The organism is Kribbella catacumbae DSM 19601 (genome assembly GCF_000372465.1).
Classification (GTDB): Bacteria; Actinomycetota; Actinomycetes; order Propionibacteriales; family Kribbellaceae; genus Kribbella; species Kribbella catacumbae.
Map to the genome: position 1 here is coordinate 48,238 of NZ_AQUZ01000027.1, position 18,593 is coordinate 66,830.

Sequence of the window (18,593 nt, forward strand, 5' to 3'; positions counted from 1 at the left end):
CCCAGTTGTTCAAGGAGGATCCATCCATGGGACCCCGACACGACATTGCGCATCTGGCGCATGTGCAGCTGCTCACTCCCAAGCTCGACGAGAGTGTCCGGTTCTTTACGGACTTTATCGGACTCCGGGTAGTCGGAGCAGACGGCGACCTGGCCTACCTGCACGCCTGGGATGACTACCAGCATCACACCCTCACGCTGCGCGCCCACCGACACGCCGGCATAGCCCGCACCCACCTCCGCGCAGCGAGTCCGGAGGCACTGCTGCAGCGCGTGGCAGCGATTGAAGCGACCGGCCACGGTCGCGGCTGGACCGATGGCGAGCCCGGCTTCGGCCCCACCTACCTGTTCGTCGATCCGGATGGTCACGAGTTCGGCCTGTACTACGAGGCGGAGTGGTTCGCGTACAGCGACGACGACCGGCCGGCGCTGAAGAACCAGGCCGCGGCCTACCCTGCGGGTGGAGTCCCGGCCCGGCGGCTCGACCACGTCAACTTCCTAGGCGCGAACCCGAGGGAAAACCGCGACTTCCTGGTCGACACGCTCGGCGCGATGACCACCGAACAGATCGTGCTCGACGACGGAGCGGTAGCGGGCACCTGGACCACTTTCACCAACAAGAGCTACGACCTCGTCTACACCAGGGACAATCTCGGCTTGTCCGGGCGGCTGCACCACATCGCCTTCGCGGCCGACAGCCGCCACGACATCCTGCGCGCCTGTGACGTCGCCCTGGACCAGAAGGTTTTCATCGAGACCGGACCGCACAAGCACGCAATCCAGCAAACGTTCTACCTCTACGTCTACGAGCCCGGCGGCAACCGCATCGAACTCTGCAACGCCGGCGCGCGGCTCATCCTTGCCCCCGACTGGAAGCGCGTGGACTGGACCGAGAACGAGCGCGCCAAGGGACAGGCATGGGGACTCAAGACCATCGAGTCCTTCCACACCCATGGCACTCCTACGGCAGAAGAACTGGCCTCAAATCCCGAAGGTGACGGCCGCTACACCTGACGATGTCACCGCTCGGTCATCCCGGCACCGTCCACGTGTCGCCGCTGCCGATCAGCGCGGCGAGGCGCTCGGCGGCGTCGCCCGGGTTGGCCTTCTGGGCCGACGAGATCTGGCTACGGGCGCCGTCGTCGTACGTCGGCCGCTCGACCTGGCGGAAGATTCCGATCGGCGAGCGGTTGAGGTAGCCCGAGTCCGTCAGCCGCGAGATCGCGAACGCCGTGGTCGGGTCAGGGTTGTGCGCGTCGTGCACGAGAGGAGGTCCTCCGGCGCCCGATCCGCACTACCGTCCATGACGACAACCTTTACGCCGCCGGTTGCAGAATCGCGGATCAGGCCCCTTGACGGCGGCCGCGGACAGTACCGAGGTGAGGTGCTTTCGGTCGGAGTCGATCGTTCGGGCCACAAAGGTGCCCTCGGCACCGAGCGCCAGCGAGACCGGGTTGAACGGGTGATCCACCGAGCCCATCGGGGTCGACTTGGTGACCTTCCCGGCCTCGGAGGTCGGGGAGTACTGGCCCTTGGTCAGGCCATAGATTCGGTTGTTGAACAGCAGGATCGTCAGGTTCACGTTGCGGCGCAGCGCGTGGATCAGGTGGTTGCCTCCGATCGACAGCGCATCACCGTCTCCGGTCACCACCCATACCGACAGGTCCGACCGCGTGGTGGCGATGCCGGTGGCGATCGACGGCGCGCGGCCGTGGATCGAATGCATCCCATAGGTGTCGAGGTAATAGGGGAACCGGCTGGAGCAGCCGATGCCGGATACGAACACGATGTTCTCCCGGCGTAACCCGAGGTCCGGCAGGAAACCTTGCATCGCCTTGAGTACCGCGTAGTCACCGCAGCCAGGGCACCACCGGACCTCCTGATCGCTGGTAAAGTCCTTACCGGTCTGCGGCCGGTCGGTTGCCGGGACATGCTCGACAGCGGAGCGCCGGCCAGGTAGACCGAGGTCTGTGCTCATGCTTGCCCGGTCTCAGTCGCCGCGACGACAGGATGATCGACCGTGAGTGGTCCGAAGTTCGCCGCGCCGCCAGGTGAACCGAGGCCGGCAAAGAGATCCACGCTGATGGCAACGAAGCTGAATGACTCCGCCGGAAGGTCGTCCTCGTAGAAGATCGCCTCCTGGGGACAGACCGGTTCGCAGGCCCCGCAGTCGACACACTCGTCGGGCTGGATGTAGAGCATTCTCGGGCCTTCGTAGATACAGTCGACGGGGCACTCGTCGACGCAAGCACGGTCCTTGACGTCGATGCACGGCTGGGCGATCACGTAGGTCATGTCAATCGATCTCCGATCGAGTCGATGCGGTCCGGAGGTTGACCTCGATGCCCTCGGCCTCGGCGACGAGGCCACCGATGGCTTCGGCGAGCTCGGCGGCCTTGAGGTGAAGTCCGCGGACCTGGTTGTAGCTGATGGCGTCGACGAGGTACTTACCGCGCAGCAGCAGGCTGAGCTGGCCGAGATTCATCGCGGGCACGAGCACCTTGTCGTAGCGACGCAGGATCTCGCCGAGGTCCTTCGGGAAGGGGTTGAGGTGACGCAGGTGCACCTGGGCCACGCTGTAGCCGGCCTTGCGGACCCTCCTGACGCCGGCCCCGATTGGGCCGTAGGTGGAGCCCCAGCCGATGACCAGCACCTTGGCGCCGCGCCCCTCCTCGCCCTTCTCCAGGCCACCGATGCGATGCTCGAGCCCGGGTGTTTCGGGCACCGCCCATGGGCGTGCGAGGGTCTCTTCGTCGCGCAGGTAGGGCCAGAACTCATTTGGCTCCGTGTCCTTTCCCTCGGTGGCCTTGCCGACGTGGTTGAGCCCGGTAGCGAAGTCCGGGTTCAGGGTGGGCAGATCTGCGATCTCCGGGATCCGCCACGGCTCGGAGCCGTTGGCCAGGTGCGGAATCGCCGGCGAACCGGATGATCACCCGATCCAGCTGCTTGACCTGCTTGGGGAGCGAGGCGGCGGTGCCCGGATGCTGAAGGTCACTCATTGCGCACCACCCGAGCGTCTGGGCCCCGCTGCCGATCTCCATCAACAGACCGAGGTGCAGTGTTTGCGCGACGCACCAGGTATTCCCACCCAGCGTTCAGTTGGCTCGGATTCCAGATCTGTTCCCGCTTGAACCGGGTCTCCGACTCATCCGACGCCGTGAGCGCACCCCCGGCAGCGTCCGCGAGAAGCTGTGTGTGGCACGCCCGTTCCAGCAGCACGGCGTACATGACGGCAGTCCCGATGTCGGGGCCGACCGTCACGGCTCCGTGGTGCGGCATGAGAATGCCGTTGGCGTCACCGAGTTCCTGAGCCAAGGCAAGGCCAAGCTCCTTGGTCGCGATCAGTGCTCCGGTGACGGTGAAGCGGGGCAACTGCGGAAAGGTAAAGGGCACAGCGTCGTGAGAGATGGGCAGGAGATCACGCTGCCGGGAGGTGAACGCGCTGAGGGCGGGCGCATGAATATGCACGACCGCTCCTACATCGTCGCGACAGCCGAAGATCTCGGTATGGATGGGGAATTCCAGATGCCGCCTCCCGTTCCCGGACACCACATCGCCGTCCGGTGAAACCAGGACAACGCGGTCCTCCTGGATCTCTTCGAAGCCGTATCCCGACGCCTTCATCCAGGCTCCCCTGCCGTTGGGATCACGGACCGAAGCGTGGCCCCAGACCATGTCCGACAGACCCGCGGCCGCCAGTGCATGGCTGGCGCGAACGACGTCGGTGACTGCGCTCATGGTTCAGATCCCTCTCATCTTCGGCATTCGGGATTACCGGCCGGCCGCCTGATCGCGATCAGTCAGCGCGCTGCTAGCCGCTGGCGGCTAGTTGGACGACGAACGAGAGGGCACACACCCCAAGGACCACCGCCATGGCGACAGCGTCGGCCGTTCCCGGCCGCGAGGGCAGCGCCGAGATCTGACCCGAGCCACCGCGCGCGGTGATCGCGTCGCCCATCTCGTCGGCGCGTCGCAGCGACACCGTCATCGCGGTGGCCAGCATGTCGATGAGCTCGGTGGACCGTCGGCGCCAGCGCTCCCGCCGAGTGGTCGCGTCGGGGCGCGGGCGCAACCGGCGGGCGGCGCCCAGCACACGAAACTCCTGGCTCAGCATCGGGAACGCCCGTAGCGTCAGTCCGAGAGTCACAACCCAGTCGTCGACAGGAAGCCGAAGCGCCTTGAACGGTCTCCCCAGCTTGGAAACCGCGGGTGCGATCTCCGAGACGTTGGTGGTCCACGACACCAGGGCACACACGCCCATCAGCGCGACGGCCAGCATGATCACCTGTAGGTAGCCGAGCAGACCACCGAGTCCGATACTCGTCGATCCCACGTCGAAGGTCGGACCGCCGCCCCCGGGCGCGGCCGTAACCGCACCGAAGACCAACAGGATCCACAGCGAGCGCGGCATGGTGGGCAGCGCGCCCCGAGGCACTACAGCCAATCTGGCGACGACCAGAACGAACACCATGACCAAAGCGATCGTGCCCCAGCCAGGAAAGAACGCGAAGAGCACCGAGAACACCGCGACGACGATCAGCTTGGTGCCGGCCCACAGCCGGTGCACGGGCGAGTTGCCAGGCACCGGCCGCAGCAGCACCAGCGGTCGGGTCCGGCGGCGCGTCCTCTTCGGCAGGGTCTGCGGTGTGGTCATCGCGTACCTCCCGTGGGACTGGACGTAGTCGGAAAGGAACCGTCTTGCAGGTGCAACGTGCGGGGACACAGTTCTTCGAGCCCCAGGAAGTCGTGCGAGATGACGATCACGGTGAGTCCCGTGTCGCGGCGCAGCTCGGTGAGCAGCGTCACCAGTCCTCGCGAGCTCGCGGCATCGAGGCCGGCAAGGGGTTCGTCGAGGATGATCGCACGCGGTTCCCGTGCCAGCAGGCTGGCCAGTACCACGCGTCGCATCTGGCCGCCGCTGAGCTGGTCGATACGCCGTTGCGCGAGGACGGGGTCGAGTCCGACAGCGGACAGCGCGCGTTCCACCCGGGAGCTGTCCTCGGGATCGAATCCAGACGCGGAGGCGATCTCGACGTCGACGCGACCGCGCATCAGTTGAAGTCGGGCGGCCTGGAACGACAGCGCCACCGCCCCCACCTGATCCGACACCGGCGTCCCGTCCAAGAGACAACTGCCGGTCGTCGGTTCCAGCAGTCCCGCCATGATCCACGCAAGGGTCGACTTTCCCGATCCGTTGAGCCCGTGGATCAGCACGCCCTCGCCCTCACCGACCACGAGGTCGATGCCGTGCAACGACGTCGACGCCCATGGGGTGCCACTGCCGTACTCGTGACCGACTCCCTTGAGCTCGAGGAGCGGATTGCCGACGTGGTGACTGGATGCGGACCTGCCCGTCGGTACGGGGGCGCTGATCACCATGTCGACGTTGTCCTCGTTGCCCTCCAGATTGACGATGCGATCGGCGGTGCAGGCCTCGTCGTTGAAGTGCGTGATGTGAACGACCGCCATGTCGTGGTGCTTGGGCAACCCTGTCAACATGTCGATGAGGGTCTCCCGGCCTGCCTGGTCGACCATGCTGGTGATCTCGTCGGCGATCAACAGTCGCGGCTCGCGAGCGAGCGCGGCGGCAACGGTCAGCCGTTGGAGCTCTCCGCCCGACAACGCAGCGGTGTCACGCTCACCGAGCCCGGCGAGGCCTACCTCGGCAAGCAACTGGTCGACGTCGATGGAGACTCCGGGCGGCAACCCCCACACGACGTCGTCGACCACTCGCGTGCCGAGAACCTGGCTTTCAGGATGCTGCATCACCACTGCGGTCCCACCGCACTGCCCGAGACCCACGGCCCCGGGGCGCTCCAGCGTGCCCGAGCTTGCCTGACGACCGGAGAGCAGCAGCATGAGCGTGGTCTTGCCCGACCCGTTGGCGCCAGTGATGGCGAGGTGCTCGCCGGATACGACGTGCAGATTCAATGGGCCGACGGCGTCGTGGTCGGTCCCGGGGTAGCGGAAGCAGACGTCGCGCAAGGTGACGGGCACGGGTGCGACGGAGCGGTCGTCGGCAACCTGGTCCAACTGGTGCACATCAGGGATGCTGCCCAGCCGGGCGAACACCCGCGACACGGCCCACCAAGCGACCATGTTGACCGAAGTCATCACCACGATCGTCATCGCGGTGGCGGAGATCGGCCAATAGCGGATCATGGTCCCAGCCGCATCGCGCACCCGGTCCGCGCCGGACTCCAGGCCCGGCACGACGCCGAGGACGTTGGCGGTGGCGGCGGAGTAGATGGTGATCAGGTCGAATATGACGTGCCTGAACGGCGATAGGACCGCCAGCAGAGCTGCGACTCCGAGCCCGAACACGGTGCCACCAGCCACCGCGGCGGCGAGCATACTCCGCGTGCCGCCGCCGCGGCGCTTCACGAGGCCGACCAAGCCGCCCACGTAGGCGCTGATGACGATCACACAGGGGCCGGCCAGGCCAACTACGAGAAACGAGACGACGGTCCCGGCGATAGCCGCAGCACCCAGAACTCGCGGGCGATGGCGGTAAGTCAGCAATGCCATCGGCACCGTGCCCAGTGTCAACAGCGGGGCCGCGAACGGCACAGTGGCGGCGGTAACACCGATGGCGCTACAGATCGCCGCCATCACCGCCGCATGCGCGAGTTCGTCAGGTCGCAGCGGCGTACTACGTCGAGACGCCGTGGACATCTTCATGATCGAGTGGTCCCTGTCTTCATGGTCGGCCGGCCCCTCGCGATCAGTCGACCTCAGGCCTGAGGTCCTCGGGCTGATTGCGCTTGATCTCCCAGAAGTCTGGGTAGGAGACGAGAGTGAGCGTGGCGTCCCACATCTTCCCGGCCACCTCGCCGCGTGGGATCCGGGACAGCACCGGTCCGAAGACCGCGACACCATTGATGTGGAGGGTCGGAACGCCGGCGATGGCGCCGGGAACCTTCAGGCCCTCGTCCGTGCTCTTGCGCAGCGTGGCCTGGTACTCCTCCGAAGTGGCCGCCTCGGCCAGCTCGGCCGGCAGCCCCAGCTCCGCCAGCGATTGCGCGACGATTTCGTCGTAGTCCTTCTTCAGCAGATCGCCGAAGACCTTGTTTTCTCCGTTGTGGATCCGGGAGCCCAACGCGGTGTACATCGGCTCCACGATGTCGGGACCCAGAGCGCGCTCGGCAGCCGCCGCCACCCGGACCGGCGTCCACACCTTGGCCATGATCCTCGGGTCCGCGAATTGCTTGGGCAGGTCGTCCTCGTTGAGGATTGCCAGGCTCAGCAGATGGAAGGTCAGATCGATGTCACGGACCTTCCGCGCTTCGATGATCCAGCGGGAGGTGATCCAGCTCCACGGGCAGAACGGGTCGAACCAGAAGTCGACACGGGTCTTCTCGGACATTGAGATTTCCTCTCGTTGAGTAAACTGAAAACTGGTGCAGGGAGTGGCTCGCCGACGGCCGGCCGTGATCAGCCGAAGTCGGGCTCCAGGCCCGCACGGTCGCGCTTGATCTCCCAGAAGTCCGGGTAGGTCGCGAGGGTCACAACGGCATCCCACAGTTCGCCGGCCTGCTCGCCGGGCGGTACGCTCCGACCGATCACCGGTCCGAAGAGTGCGACCCCGTTGATGTGCAGCGCCGGAGTACCGATACCGCCAGCGGGCAGGTCCATGCCCTCGCTGTTGCTCTTCTTCAGCGCCTCGTCCCACTTCGGGTCCGCGGCCGCCTCCGCGAGCTCAGCAGGCAGGCCGACCTCGGCCAGCACCTTCGCGATCACGCATCGAAGTCCCTGGCGACGACGTCCTGGAAACCCTTGTTGCCCGCGTGGTGAATGCGCGAACCGATCGCGGTGTAGAGCGGCCCCAGCGAGTCGAACCAGAAGTCGACTCGGGGTCTGTCAGCCATCGAGATCTCCTCTCATCGGGGGTGAGCGTCAGGGGTTTGCCGGTGGCGACGACCGCGTTACATATATATCAACTTAGCTGATATATGTCAACATAGTTGACATTGGATTACTAGTGCCGCCGCAAGATGTCCGAGCGAAGGCTCTCGATCCGTGAGTCCAGGGACCGAGTGATCTCGGCAGCCTGCTGGAGCTCGTCGCTGACGGAGGCCGGGACCTGGCCGCGGTACTTGTAGACAGCCTTGTGCTCGAGGCTGGCCCAGAAATCCATCGCCACCGTCCGCAACTGGAGTTCGACGCAGACAGCCTCCACCCGGTCGGACAGAAAGACCGGAACCTCGACCAGTAGATGCAGGCTGCGGTAGCCGTTGGACTTGGGTGCCGCGATGTAGTCGCGAGTGCGCAGCAGTTCAACGTCGGCCTGCGAAGTCAGCATTTCTCCAACCTCATAGACATCCGTCGTGAAGCTGCAGACGATCCGGATCCCCGCCAGGTCGGTGATGTTCGCCCTGATATCCGCCGCGGTCGTCCCACAGCCGATTCGCTGCGTCTTCTCCAGGATGCTGTCGGCAGACTTCAGCCGAGACTTCACGTGCTCGATCGGGTTGTAGTCGTGGGTCAACGTGAGTTCCTGGCTCAGGATGTTGACCTTCGTCATGATCTCGTCGAGACCGAACTTGTACGGCATCAGGAATCGGGCCAAGCCGCTTCCGCCGCCGAGCGAGCGATCGAGATGGTAGGTGCCGTCGGCGTCCGTCGCTGCCTCAGCATCAACGGCGCACATCGCGCACCAACCGAGTAGGTCTGTTCTTGCTGCAGGACATGCGGCGTCGCTTCCTTCAAGTGCGGGTGATCGGATGCATCCCATCGTCCCCGGCGAGCATGCCCGCGCGCGTCCTGCCAGCGCAGGCTTTCAGCTACTGCTTTCGCAGTAGCTGAGCGGCGACTCGTTGCTCTACCCAACGACCTCGGGCTGCAGCGGCACTCGGGTGAGCCGGCCGCGATTGTTGACAATAATGTTAGTATTGTGCCGCTGGCATCCCCTGTATCCGCTGAGAACGTCCGTACTCGATCCCTTGGGGACGACTTGGCCGAGCAGAGCTTAGAGACAAGGAGACAGTGATGCAGGCAATGCGTGGCGTCCAAGGGATTCTGGGGATCCCAGCACCGGTCAACGAGCCGATGTTCAGTCTGGACGAGAGAGATCGACGCTGGGCTCGGTTGCGTGCGCTGATGCGCGAGGATGGCGTCGAACTGTTGATCGTCCTGCCGGCCTGGGTCACATCGGACTCGCTCTACATCGCAGACACCGTCGGCCTCACGATCTTTCCGGTAGATGGTGAACCCATCCTCATTCTCGGCGGCGAGCACAGTAACTACGCCGTCGAGCGCCCACACTGGATTGACGACCGCATGAGCGCGACTCCGTTGGGGTCTACTGCGCCGGAATTCGGACTGGTCGCGGCCGAGGTGCTGCGCCGGCGTGGCCGCGTGCGGCGGCGCACCGCGATCGCTGGGCTGCGCGGCGACGAACTCTCCTCAGTGCGGCAGCCCGAAGGTTACGCCGCACACACAACGGTCTCGCGGATCGCAGCAGCCGTCGGAGCTGAGCACATCGTCGACGGGACCGGCATTCTCGGAAGCGCGCGGTACGTCAAGGGTGCAGAAGAGATCTCCCGGTTGGCCGCTAGCGTGCGCGTCGGCGAGGCTTCACTGGAAGCGATGGCGGAAACGGCACGGGAGGGCGTGGTACAGGCTGAGGTCTTCGGGCAGATGCTCCTGGCTCAAGTCCGTGCTGGTGCCGACGTACTACACATCGCCTGGGCGCCTGGGCCGTGGGGAGAGATGCGGCACAGATATGTGACCACACCGCCCGGCGTTCTCGAGCGGGGAACATATGTCGCCACGGAGCTGATGCCCGAGATCCGCGGTTACCAGGCCCAGGTCGCACAGCCTATGGTCGTCGGGCCGCCTACGGCCCGGGCACTCGAAATCTTCGAACGCAACGCAGAGGCCTTCGACGTCGCCCTGGAGGTGATGCGGCCGGGGAAGCGGTGGGGCGATGTCTTCGCCGCCGTGGAGTCGGTAGCAGGTACCGGCGACGGGCACATGCTCACCCTTCTGCACGGCCGCGGTCTGGGCAATGACGGACCGCTGCTCATTCCCAACCGCGACACTTCCCACGTCGCCGAGCTGCCGATCACCGCGAACACGACGTTCATCCTCAAGCCGTTCCTGGAGGTACCTGAGGCCCCCGTGCCATCTCCTCGCACCCACGACGTCACTTGGGGCGATACCGTCGTGGTGACCGACAGCGGCGCTGAGCGGCTGGGAACTCGCCGGCGAGAACTCCTTGTAGTCGGCGACGCGTAGCGCCGCTCCCGTGCCGATGCGCGCACCGCGAGCATCGGCACGGTTCACCCACCCACCTGTCCGCGCCACAGCAGTGCGGGCGGATCAACTGATGGTCGCGAGTACCTGCTTGATCTGGACCAGGCTGGGATTGGTCACCGTAGAGCCGTCCTGGAACTTCACCAGTGGAACCATATGGTTGCCGTTGTTGACCCGGCCGACGAACTCGGCCGCATCCGGGTCTTCTTCGATATCGACCACAGCGTAGGTGATGCCGGCGTCGTCCATCGCTGTCTTGAGACGGCGGCAGTACCCACACCAGGTTGTCGAGTACATGATCACGTCGGTTGCAGCCACGGCGGTGCGCTCCTCGTGCACGAGCTGTCTCACTTTCGGTCGACGAATCGGTTGGATGCGAACAATCGCCGCGCTCCGCGCAACGATCATGGCCCCGTCCAATATATCAACCTAGCTGATATAGGCTGTTTCGTCGACCACCGGACGCAGTTCGCCTACTGTTGTGCAGCAGCCCCTCACGAGGGGCCCGGCTACGTTGCACCGTTGACTTTGTACGAATCAACCGCGTGCAGAAGCTGCTTGAGTTCGCGACGCTGAGCCGACGTGAGCTGTACCATGAGTCGCTCGTCGGCGACTCGTACGGCCGCTTCGGCTCGCTTGAGCAAGGCCTTGCCTTTGGACGTCAGCATGGCCGGCAGACTTCTGCCTGCCGGCACCGTAGCCGGTCGCGCGATCGCGCCCATTTCCTGCAGGTCCCGCACCACCTTGTTCATCGCCTGCGGCGATACCCCTGCATGGCGGGCCAGTTCGGCGTTCGATTGGGACGGAAACATCCACAGATTGCGCAGACACACGAACTCCGGTAACCCGATGCCGAGCGGTTGGAGCTCCGCGGTCACCTGCGGACGCAGCGCCGCCATCACCTGATACAGCAGGAAGCCCAGCGGCTGATCTTCTTCGTCACCCATATCAGGTAGTTTGACACACGTGCTCGGCAGTTCCACCGTGCGGTAGGTCTACGCGTAGCCGGGCCTCGCACGCCTGGCTGGGCCCAGTGACAGCCGTGGCGACAACACCGGCGAGGGTATAGCAGTCGTTGCTGTGGACAACTAGGCGGCGGCCGGGCACCTCGGCCGGCGCGGCGGTAGCTGTCGTTGCCATCGGCTACGAGCGATGATTCCGCCCACTTTGCGCCGCGCGGTACTGCTGTAGCAGTAGTGGCGGAACGGTGAATGGGTCCGGATTGAGTAGCCGGTTGCCGTCGAGCGCAGGACGACACGTGCGGCCGCCGCTGGGACGGTTGAGTCACTTAATCCCTCTGAGATGGAGATCTCCTGTGGCAACGATATTGGCTCGGATTGGTCGGTTCGCCTTCAGGCGCCGTGGTCCGGTGGTCCTGGCATGGCTCGCGATCCTGGCCGGAGCACTCTTCGCCGGGTTGTCAGCTCCCGCAGCTCCTGCTGGCGATTTCTCCGTGCCTGGCGTGGAGTCCCAACGGGCGATGGACAAGATGCAGGAGCGGTTTCCTGGGTTGATCGTCGGCGCTGCTGACGCCAGGGTGGTGTTCGTGGCGCCAGACGGCAAAAAGGTGACTTCGGCACCCTTCAAGGCCGCTGTTGATTCGGCGGTCAAGCAACTGGCCGTTGGCGGCCAGGTGGAGAAGGTCGCCGACCCGTTCCAAGAGGGTGCCGTCAGTAAAGACGGTTCTGCCGTGTACGCGACTATGGACTTCACCGTGCCGGCAAGCGAGGTGACCGCTGAGACTCGTAAGAATATCAACACTGCTGGCGACGTCGCCAGGGACGCCGGCCTGACGGTCGAAGCCGGCGGGTCGGCGATGGAGACATCTACGGGGGGCGGCACTGCCGAGATCATTGCGATCGCGTTGGCCGCAGTGATCTTGGTGATCACCTTCGGATCCCTCGTTGGTGCGGGTCTAACCTTGCTGACCGCGGTGCTTGGCGTCGCGGTGAGCCTGATGTTGACCTTGGCGTTCAGTGAGGCCTTTGGTTTGTCGACGGCCACGGGGACGCTGGCATTGATGCTGGGCCTCGCGGTGGGGATCGATTACGCCCTGTTCGTGGTCTCGCGGTACCGCGAGGAACGGGCGCGGGGCCTGTCTGCGATCGACGCAGTACCCCTTGCAGTCGGCACGGCCGGATCTGCCGTGGCCTTCGCTGGTCTGACGGTTGTCATCGCCCTGGCGGGCCTGTGGGTGGTCGGTATTCCGCTGCTGACCAAGATGGGACTGACAGCGGTTGGCGCGGTAATCATTGCTGTTCTGGTTGCGCTGACGCTGGTGCCGGCGGTCATCGGGTTCGTACCCGACAAGGTGCTGTCTCGAACAGCTCGCCGAAACGCTCGTCAAGCAGCCGACGCCGATGCCCAGCGCGACACCGCAACCGGCGCGGAGGCCGTTGCCGGGCAGGACGAGAACCGGACCGGCAATGCCGGCGGGCGAACCCCGGGTGGTGTGCGCTGGGCACGACTTGTGCTTCGCCGCCCGATCGCAGTACTGACCCTCGGTGTGGTGGCGCTCGCGGCACTCGCGATCCCCGCCCTGTCCCTGAAGTTGGGCATGCCGGGAGAAGAATCCAAGCCGACCACGACCACCGAGCGTCGTGCCTACGACGAGCTTGCCACCGCTTTCGGTCCGGGCTTCAACGGTCCGCTCATGATCGTGGTCGATGCCAGCACCGCTACCGACCCGAAGAAGGCTGCGGCCACGATCGCCCAGAACATTGCTGGGATGGACGGTGTGGTCTCGGTGTCGCCGCCGATGTTCAACGAGGCCGGGAACACGGCACTCTTCGACGCGGTCCCATCGACCAGCCCCACCGACGAGGCGACCAAGGCCCTGGTGCGCAACCTGCGTGACTCGCGTTCCGGGTTCACCGAAGGAACCGGGGCGACGTTCCAGGTGACAGGGACCACCGCGATCAACATCGACCTGGCATCGAAGCTCTCGGGCGCCCTGCTGCCGTACCTGGCCACCGTGGTCGGGCTCGCGGTACTGCTGTTGCTGCTGGTGTTCCGTTCGATTCTGATCCCGATCAAGGCGGCCTTGGGGTTCCTGCTCTCCGTGGTGGCCGCGCTGGGTGCGATGGTCCTGGTCTTCCAGGAGGGCATCGCGGCCAGCCTGCTGGGGGTCGAGCAGACAGGCCCCATCATGAGCGCGGTACCGATCTTCATTATCGGGGTCGTGTTCGGGTTGGCAATGGATTACGAGGTGTTCCTGGTCTCACGGATGCGCGAGGCGTACGTCCACGGTGAGGCTCCGCGGCAGGCGATCGAGACCGGGTTCCGACACAGCGCCCGCGTCGTGGTCGCGGCTGCGCTCATCATGATGGCGGTCTTCGCCGGGTTCATCTTTGAAGTCGACCCCTTCATCAAGATGATCGGCTTCGGCCTCGCAGCGGCGGTCATGCTGGACGCGTTGGTGGTCCGGATGGCCATCGTCCCGGCCGTGCTCGCCCTGCTCGGCCACCGCGCCTGGTGGCTGCCTCGCTGGCTCGACAAGATCCTGCCACGGGTCGACATCGAGGGCGAGAGTCTGAGCCGGGAACCGGCGGGCAAGCATCCCGCACCTGCGAAGGAGCCCGTGTCCGCCTCCGCACCTTAACCCCTTCGAGGTCATTCCGCAGAAGGACGGTCGGCGCACGATAGAGGAGCCGGGCTCGCCTGGATCAGGCGAGCCCGGCCGGGCACGACCGCATCCACCACATCCAGAAAGGAAACCTTTACCGTGTCACGTCGCGCATACGCCCCGTTGGCCGAACTCCGGCTGACCGAACACGTCGCAAAGCTGGCCGAGGACCACCCGCCGATCCCGCTGGACTCAGTGGACTTTGGCGTCCGCCGGCCTCGGGAGTTCGAAGCGCGCTTCGGGCACGTGCTCGACTACATGGCCCGGGTCGAGCTCGAGGTGGACCGCAATGTCCTCGAGCTGATCACGATGATCCCGAACCCGCCCGAGCTCGACCGGCACTTCTACGCCGACGTCTGGCAGCCCCAGGAGATCCAGCACGGACTGATCCTCGATCGGCTGCAGGTCGAATTGGGGCGCAGGCCTGCCGAGACGGATCTCGACTCGATCGGCGCCAAGCTTCGCATCTTGGGTGCGCTGTCCCACATCGGCGCGTTCCAGGACGTCTGCCGGATGCTCTACTACCTGACCGGCATGGCAACCGAGCGGTCGGCCGTACTCGCCTACAACCTGCTCCACCGCGGCACGCTCGAGATGGGCGAGACCGCTATCGCGCACACGGTGATCGGCCAGATCAAGCGGCAGGAGCCCGGCCACTACGCCTACTACCAACTGGCCGCGCGAGCCCTATGGTCCCAACTCGCAGGGTGGCAACGCTGGCTGGTCCGGTTGATGCGCGGCATCTCGTTCGCTCCGGTGGGCGCGAACAACAACAGCCAGAAAGCTGACTTCGGTGACGTGCTTGCCAGCCTCGGGATCGCCTACGACACCAACGACTTCGCCGACCAGATCTGTCGAGTCGAGGTGGAACTGCTGTGGGCGCGTAAACGCGGTCTAAAGGCCCCCGACTACGTCACCCGCGCGCTCCGCGAGGCCGTCGACCTAGCCCGCGAGCGGGCGCACCTGCCGCATTTGCACAGGTAGCGGGCCAGGGCCGGCTACCTGAACAACCTCGGTCGAGGGAGTTGCCATGAATCTGTTCGGGAGATATTCGATGCTGTGCATCCGTGCTGCTGTGCCTGATTGGCGATCGCCCATCAGGTTCTCCCGAACTGGGAGGCAGACACGGCCTGGGGCGTGGACTGGAAGAGGAGTAGTTTGCGCGGCTCATCAAGAGACCAGACCGCTGAGCAACGAGAGTTCAGATCGCGCAGCTCGCCGGCGACCGCGATGCTCGCGGCCAAGTGGAATGTAGCGAGTGCGCACCCGTCGTGAACAGTGACATCTCGCTCGCTGACGTAGATCGCCCGGTAGACCAGGGCACCGCTGCGCAGCTGGGCAAGGTAGGACTCTTTCGAGTCACACGCGCCCGAGCCGTGGATGTACACGCACGCGTCGTCGATGAGCTCGGCGAGTTGGTCGACATCAGCCTCGAGCATCGCTCGTACTCGCCTTGCCTCGAGTGTGAGAATTGCTTCGGTAACGGCGGCTTCGGGGAGCAGCCGAGCCATCGCCTCGTTCACTTGCGATCTCCTCATGCACTAGTGGGTATGCGATGCGCCCTCTGTCAAGCAGAGTGCGTGCCGGTCATCAGGGCTGCGAGGTCCTCTGGGTGGAGGAAGGACGGTGGGGGCGGCGGTCCCCAGGAGAAGAGGCCTTGTGCGCCTTCGAGGTCTTCCGGTGTCCAGAGCTGGTCATCGACGATGCAGTCCATGTCGGAGTAGTACTCGCTGAAGTTGCCTGCGGGATCCTTCAGGTACCAGAAGAAGTTGGAGCCGCCGTAGTGACGGCCGAGCCCCCAGATGTGGCGTTCGGGGTTGTCCTCGAGCATGGCGTACGCGCCTCGACCGACGTCGTCGATGTCGTCGACCTGCCAGGAAGTGTGGTGCAGGAAGGACACCGGCGCGGAAAGTACGAGGATGTTGTGATGATCGGTAGAGCAGCGCAGGAAAGTGCCGGCGCCCTTGATGCGGTCACTGATCCTGAAGCCCAGACCCTGGACGAAGAAGGCCTCGGTGATTGCGTGATCCGTCGAGCCAAGGACGGCGTGGCCTAGCTTTCGAGGCATCACCCGATCATTGCGCAGGACTCCGGGAGCTCGCGCGCCGTTGCGCTCGTAGCGTCCAGGGCCGTTGTACGGCGTGGCGGGTTGGGTGTCCTGCGTGAACCGCGGCGCGATTTCGAGGACCGCGCGGGTGCCCGTGGCCTTCTCGATTGCGCTGATCGAACGCGGGCCCCGATTTACGGCGACGCCGATGAGCTGCAGATTGTGCGCGGCGCGACCGAGGTCGTCGTCGTCATCGACACCTACGTGGAGGTCGACCAGTCGGCGGGTTGGGGCATGGACGATGCGCAGCTGTCGTCCACCGTCGCGAGTAGTGAACCAGAGTCCGTCGTCGGATGAATCGTCGGGAACAAGCCCGAACTCCTGGTAGTAGGCGGCAACCTCGTCCACATTGGGGACGCCCATGGTGATGGAGGTCAAGCGGTGCAGGGCCATCGAGGTTCTCTCCTTCTGAGAGGTGCGGTTCAGGCGATGGGCGGGGCGGCGACGACGAAGCGGTGCCGCAGCTCGCCGATGCCCTCGATGTGACTGGTGAGCACGTCACCGTCGCCGAGCCATCGCTGCGAGTCTCGACCCAATCCGACGCCGGAGGGCGTGCCGGTGAAGATGACGTCCCCAGGCAGCAGCGGAGTGCTGGCCGAGAGGTTGGCGACGAGCGCGGACACGGAGAAGATCAGTTCGCCAGTACGGCTGCGCTGCACCGGCTCCCCGTTGATCTCACATCCCAGCTCGAGGTCATCAGGATCGGCGAACTCGTCCAGGGTCACCAGCCAAGGACCGATGGGGCCGAAACGAGGAAGTGACTTGCCCATGCTGAACTGCGGCGGTGTTGCTGCCATCTGCAGCAGTCGCTCGGAGATGTCCTGTCCCACCGAGTATCCCGCGATGTAGTCGAACGCGGACCCAGCGGGGACATGGTGGGCGTATTGGCCGATTACGGCGACGAGCTCGACCTCCCAGTCAACGTGCCCACCCTGGGGGATCTCGATGACTCCATGAGGTCCGGTGATGCAGCTGGGGAACTTCGTGAACACGGGCGGCGCCGAGGTGGGGGCATCAAAACCGGATTCGGCGGCATGCTCGCTGTAGTTCAGTCCGATCGCGAAAACTTGCCTCGGCGTGGGCGCCGGAGATCCGAGGTCCTCGGCCGAGAACTGGACCCCGTTCTCCCACTCGGCGGTGACAGCCCAACCAGTGAAGGCCGCCCAGTCTTCGTAGACACGCTGTGGGTCAGCACCGAACCGGCCATTGCTACCTTTCTCGACATCGAAGGCCAGTTCGTGTCCGGGATCGCCAGCGATGACAACGAGACGACCTTGCAGGTTGGCTACGCGCATACTGGCGACTCCGGGTTGAGGGTGTAGGTGGAGGGTCAGACGAGCGGCGTGATGTGGTCGTCGCGGTCAAGCAGTGCCTTGCCGTAGACCTCGTAACCGATCACTGGCGTCGCCACCGCATGGCGGGCCGCGACCGCGGAGTCGCGCCAAATGCGCTGCAGCGGGTTGGCGTCGGCGAAACTGCCCGCTCCGTGCGCGGAGAGCAGGATGTCGATTGCCTTGGTGATGTGCTCGACGGTCCAGCCGGTGTCGGCCCGAACGCGGGCGCGGGAGAGGTAGTCCGGGTACTCGCCGCGTGCGGCGGCCTGATCAATGTCGTCGGCCGCGCGGTAGGCGTGCAGGTGGGCGGTGTCGATCATCATGGCGGCTTCGGCCAACTGGAGCTGGAAGGCAACCGAGTCGGCCTGCACCGTGTAGAAGGTGTAGGAGATCGGCTTCCTGGCGGCGTTCTTTCGGACGATGTCCAGAGCCGCGCGGCCCAGGCCAAGCTGCGCCCCGGTCAGGACGAGGGCGAGGAGAGGCACAAACGGCGACCGGTACAAAGTCTCTTCGGAGTGCTCGGTGGCGTATGTACCCTCGATCGACTGTGGCACCGAGATCACGCGATGGTCGGGAACGAAGACGTCCTTGGCGATCAGGCAGTTGCTGCCGGTGGACTTCATGCCAGCGACGAACCATGTCTCTTCGAAGTCGAGGTCGGCACGCGGGACCAGAGCCAAGCCCTGGTCGACGACCTCGCCCACATCGTTGGTGATCGGGATGCCGAGCACCGCCCACGAGGCATGGTATGAGCCCGAGTTCCAGAACCAGCGGCCGGTGATCTGATGCCCGCCATCGACCTTGCGGGTCTCGGCCGACGGGGTGAGGACGCCCGACACCAGCGCGTCGGGGTCCTGGGCCCAAACGTCGTCCTGTGCCTGCTCGGGGAAGGTGCCGGTCAGCCATGCACACACGTTGAGTAGGGCGACAACCCAGGCAGTGCCACCGTCGGCCTCGCCGACGGCTGCCGAGACGTCGAGCATGGTGCGCATCGAGGTCTCGTAACCGCCGTACCGCTTGGGTTGCGCGACCTTGAACAGGCCGGCGTCACGGCAGGCTTGGATGCTCTCCTCGACAACCCGGCGATCCTCTTCGCCCTGCGCCGCGTTCTTGCGGATCATCGGCTGCAGTTCTGCGATGCGGGCGAGCAGCTCGCGCGAGGTGGGGCTGTCCCCAGTGCCATTTGCGCTCGGGTCGGCGGTCACAGCGGTCATGAGTTTGTCTCCTTTGCGACGTCGAGGCGTGATGCCTGATCTGGCAACGGCTGATCA

General features: G+C 65.2%; 19 protein-coding genes and 1 pseudogene. 4 read left to right on the top strand and 16 right to left on the bottom strand.

From position 1 onward, the window contains the following. The first annotated feature begins 26 nt into the window (after nt 1-26). Nucleotides 27-1,013, top strand: coding sequence for a VOC family protein (locus A3ES_RS0125770; RefSeq protein ID WP_020389729.1), 987 nt, complete (start codon nt 27-29; stop codon nt 1,011-1,013). Between the two features lie 16 nt (nt 1,014-1,029). On the opposite strand, the pseudogene A3ES_RS48440 reads toward A3ES_RS0125770, so the two are convergent. The 10 genes and pseudogenes from A3ES_RS48440 to A3ES_RS0125815 form a co-directional block, all read right to left on the bottom strand. Beyond that, nucleotides 1,030-1,977 (bottom strand): annotated as a pseudogene (locus A3ES_RS48440) (2-oxoacid:ferredoxin oxidoreductase subunit beta). Then, nucleotides 1,974-2,294 (bottom strand): ferredoxin, encoded by a 321-nt coding sequence (gene fdxA / locus A3ES_RS0125780; RefSeq protein WP_020389732.1) that lies wholly within the window; start codon nt 2,292-2,294, stop codon nt 1,974-1,976. Before fdxA ends, A3ES_RS48440 begins: the two are co-directional and overlap by 4 nt. Nucleotide 2,295: 1 nt before the next feature. Further along, nucleotides 2,296-2,724 (bottom strand): hypothetical protein, encoded by a 429-nt coding sequence (locus A3ES_RS0125785; protein ID WP_020389733.1) that lies wholly within the window; start codon nt 2,722-2,724, stop codon nt 2,296-2,298. Nucleotides 2,725-2,990: 266 nt separating this feature from the next. Further along, nucleotides 2,991-3,737, bottom strand: coding sequence for a class II aldolase/adducin family protein (locus A3ES_RS0125790; protein ID WP_020389734.1), 747 nt, complete (start codon nt 3,735-3,737; stop codon nt 2,991-2,993). A gap of 73 nt (nt 3,738-3,810) precedes the next feature. Further along, nucleotides 3,811-4,653 carry a CbiQ family ECF transporter T component gene (locus A3ES_RS0125795; protein ID WP_020389735.1) on the bottom strand — a complete coding sequence of 281 codons (843 nt, stop codon included), beginning with the start codon at nt 4,651-4,653 and terminating at the stop codon, nt 3,811-3,813. Beyond that, the gene (locus A3ES_RS0125800) at nt 4,650-6,680 is read right to left on the bottom strand and encodes an ABC transporter ATP-binding protein (protein ID WP_020389736.1); all 2,031 of its coding nucleotides are present in this window, start codon (nt 6,678-6,680) and stop codon (nt 4,650-4,652) included. The genes A3ES_RS0125795 and A3ES_RS0125800 overlap by 4 nt, the downstream gene beginning before the upstream one ends. 43 nt (nt 6,681-6,723) lie before the next feature. Beyond that, nucleotides 6,724-7,365, bottom strand: a complete 642-nt coding sequence (locus A3ES_RS0125805; protein WP_020389737.1) for a mycothiol-dependent nitroreductase Rv2466c family protein — start codon at nt 7,363-7,365, stop codon at nt 6,724-6,726. 68 nt (nt 7,366-7,433) lie between these two features. Next, complete coding sequence (locus A3ES_RS48445; protein ID WP_020389738.1) at nt 7,434-7,739, bottom strand: mycothiol-dependent nitroreductase Rv2466c family protein; 306 nt, start codon at nt 7,737-7,739, stop codon at nt 7,434-7,436. Then, the gene (locus A3ES_RS56800) at nt 7,736-7,867 is read right to left on the bottom strand and encodes a hypothetical protein (protein ID WP_020389739.1); all 132 of its coding nucleotides are present in this window, start codon (nt 7,865-7,867) and stop codon (nt 7,736-7,738) included. Before A3ES_RS56800 ends, A3ES_RS48445 begins: the two co-directional genes overlap by 4 nt. Before the next feature lie 110 nt (nt 7,868-7,977). Continuing rightward, a complete protein-coding gene (locus A3ES_RS0125815; RefSeq protein ID WP_020389740.1) occupies nt 7,978-8,649 on the bottom strand; it encodes a GTP pyrophosphokinase in 672 nt (223 codons plus the stop codon). A gap of 338 nt (nt 8,650-8,987) precedes the next feature. On the opposite strand from A3ES_RS0125815, the gene A3ES_RS0125820 reads away from it, so the two are divergent. Next, nucleotides 8,988-10,238 carry a M24 family metallopeptidase gene (locus A3ES_RS0125820; protein WP_020389741.1) on the top strand — a complete coding sequence of 417 codons (1,251 nt, stop codon included), beginning with the start codon at nt 8,988-8,990 and terminating at the stop codon, nt 10,236-10,238. 84 nt (nt 10,239-10,322) lie between these two features. Here the strand turns inward: A3ES_RS0125820 and A3ES_RS0125825 are convergent, their stop codons facing one another. Then, nucleotides 10,323-10,664: a mycoredoxin gene (locus A3ES_RS0125825; protein WP_337587771.1), complete on the bottom strand. Its 342-nt coding sequence runs from the start codon at nt 10,662-10,664 to the stop codon at nt 10,323-10,325. A 101-nt stretch (nt 10,665-10,765) separates the two neighbouring features. After that, on the bottom strand, nt 10,766-11,203 hold the full coding sequence (locus A3ES_RS0125830) for a MarR family winged helix-turn-helix transcriptional regulator (RefSeq protein ID WP_020389743.1): 438 nt from the start codon (nt 11,201-11,203) through the stop codon (nt 10,766-10,768). 422 nt (nt 11,204-11,625) lie between these two features. Here A3ES_RS0125830 and A3ES_RS0125835 point away from each other — a divergent pair, with 422 nt between their 5' ends. Together A3ES_RS0125835 and A3ES_RS0125840 are read left to right on the top strand one after the other, a co-directional pair. Beyond that, nucleotides 11,626-13,857, top strand: coding sequence for an MMPL family transporter (locus tag A3ES_RS0125835; RefSeq protein WP_237745050.1), 2,232 nt, complete (start codon nt 11,626-11,628; stop codon nt 13,855-13,857). Nucleotides 13,858-13,980: 123 nt separating this feature from the next. Then, nucleotides 13,981-14,865 carry a GTP-binding protein LepA gene (locus A3ES_RS0125840; protein ID WP_237745051.1) on the top strand — a complete coding sequence of 295 codons (885 nt, stop codon included), beginning with the start codon at nt 13,981-13,983 and terminating at the stop codon, nt 14,863-14,865. Nucleotides 14,866-14,978: 113 nt separating this feature from the next. Here A3ES_RS0125840 and A3ES_RS51560 read toward each other — a convergent pair whose 3' ends face one another. Genes A3ES_RS51560 through A3ES_RS0125860 form a run of 4 tightly spaced genes read right to left on the bottom strand, consistent with a single transcriptional unit; the run spans nt 14,979 to nt 18,536 of the window. Next, nucleotides 14,979-15,419 carry a nuclear transport factor 2 family protein gene (locus tag A3ES_RS51560; RefSeq protein WP_083933695.1) on the bottom strand — a complete coding sequence of 147 codons (441 nt, stop codon included), beginning with the start codon at nt 15,417-15,419 and terminating at the stop codon, nt 14,979-14,981. A gap of 29 nt (nt 15,420-15,448) precedes the next feature. Next, nucleotides 15,449-16,381 (bottom strand): VOC family protein, encoded by a 933-nt coding sequence (locus A3ES_RS0125850; protein WP_020389747.1) that lies wholly within the window; start codon nt 16,379-16,381, stop codon nt 15,449-15,451. Nucleotides 16,382-16,410: 29 nt separating this feature from the next. Further along, nucleotides 16,411-17,283: a fumarylacetoacetate hydrolase family protein gene (locus A3ES_RS0125855; protein WP_020389748.1), complete on the bottom strand. Its 873-nt coding sequence runs from the start codon at nt 17,281-17,283 to the stop codon at nt 16,411-16,413. A gap of 35 nt (nt 17,284-17,318) precedes the next feature. Then, nucleotides 17,319-18,536 carry an acyl-CoA dehydrogenase family protein gene (locus A3ES_RS0125860; RefSeq protein ID WP_020389749.1) on the bottom strand — a complete coding sequence of 406 codons (1,218 nt, stop codon included), beginning with the start codon at nt 18,534-18,536 and terminating at the stop codon, nt 17,319-17,321. Nucleotides 18,537-18,593: the final 57 nt, after the last annotated feature.